This is a genomic window from Eggerthella sp. BIOML-A4 (genome assembly GCF_009875575.1).
Classification (GTDB): domain Bacteria; phylum Actinomycetota; class Coriobacteriia; order Coriobacteriales; family Eggerthellaceae; genus Eggerthella; species Eggerthella lenta.
In genome coordinates, this window is record NZ_WWRX01000040.1 from 1 (window position 1) to 1,197 (window position 1,197).

The following is a 1,197-nucleotide window of genomic DNA, read 5'->3' on the forward strand; positions in this document are numbered from 1 at the left end:
AGGCGGCGCCGGAAGCGCTGCCGGAGAAAGGAGACTGTCATGGCGAAGATAGTCAATTCTTGGAACGACTGGGATCCGCTGAAGCGCGTGATCGTCGGCCTGTGCGACAACTCGGTCATCCCGCCCGAGGAGCCCGCGACCTCCGAGAAGGTGCCGGTCGACTCCGAGATGCGCGGCATGTGGGGTCTCCGCCCGCTGCGCACGGTCGAGGTCGGCAACGCCTGCCTCGAGAACCTCGTGAAGGCGCTCGAGGAGCGCGGCGTGGTCGTCGACCGCCCGACGCCCCTGCAGTGGAACCAGGCCATCGGCACGCCCGACTTCCGCAACGACTCGATGATGACCTGCATGCCGCCCCGCGACATCCTGCTCACCATGGGCAACGAGATCATGGCCTCCGCCAACTCCTTCCGCTGCCGCTACTTCGAGTACCTGGCCTACTGGCCGCTCATGAAGCAGTACTTCGACGAGGACCCGGACTTCCTGTGGACCCAGGCCCCGCGCCCGCGCCTGACCGACAAGTCCTACAAGCACAACTACTACGACGAGAAGATCTCGCTGGAGGAGCGCCTGGTGCGCACCGCCAACAAGGACTTCGTCACGACGGAAGTCGAGCCGATGTGGGACGCCGCCGACGTCATGCGCATGGGCAAGGACCTGTTCATCCAGCACGGCCTGACCACGAACCGCACGGCCATGGACTGGTTCCAGCGCTACTACCCCGAGCACCGCGTGCACGCCGTGAACTTCCCGGGCGACCCCTACCCGATCCACATCGACGCGACCTTCGTGCCGCTGCGCCCCGGCCTGATCATCAACAACCCGCAGCGCAAGCTGCCCGAGGAGCAGCGCGCGATCTTCGAGGCCAACGACTGGCAGATCGTCGACGCCGCCCAGCCGGCCCACTCCGAGCCGCCCGAGTTCTGCTACAGCTCCGTGTGGCTGTCCATGAACTGCCTGGTGCTCGACCCGAAGACGGTCATCGTGGAGGCCTCCGAGGTCTACCAGCAAGAGGAGATGGACAAGCTCGGCATGAACGTCATCCCCGTCGACCTGCGCGGCGCCTACGCCTTCGGCGGCGGCCTGCACTGCTCCACGGCCGACGTCTACCGCGAGGGCGAGTGCCTCGACTACTTCCCGAACCGCGTCGCCGACCCGACCCTGGTTCGCCCGGAGATGTGGAACGACTAGTCGCGTAGC

General features: G+C 66.3%; 1 protein-coding gene. It reads left to right on the forward strand.

The annotated features are described in order from the left end of the window. Nucleotides 1-39: 39 nt before the first annotated feature. Nucleotides 40-1,188, forward strand: coding sequence for a serine/threonine protein kinase (locus tag GT613_RS15250; RefSeq protein WP_009307323.1), 1,149 nt, complete (start codon nt 40-42; stop codon nt 1,186-1,188). The last annotated feature ends 9 nt before the right edge of the window (nt 1,189-1,197 follow it).

Coding starts and splice junctions, on each gene's coding strand:
- GT613_RS15250 (WP_009307323.1), top strand. CDS start 40: ATGGCGAAGATAGTCAATTCTTGGAACGACTGGGATCCGCTGAAGCGC.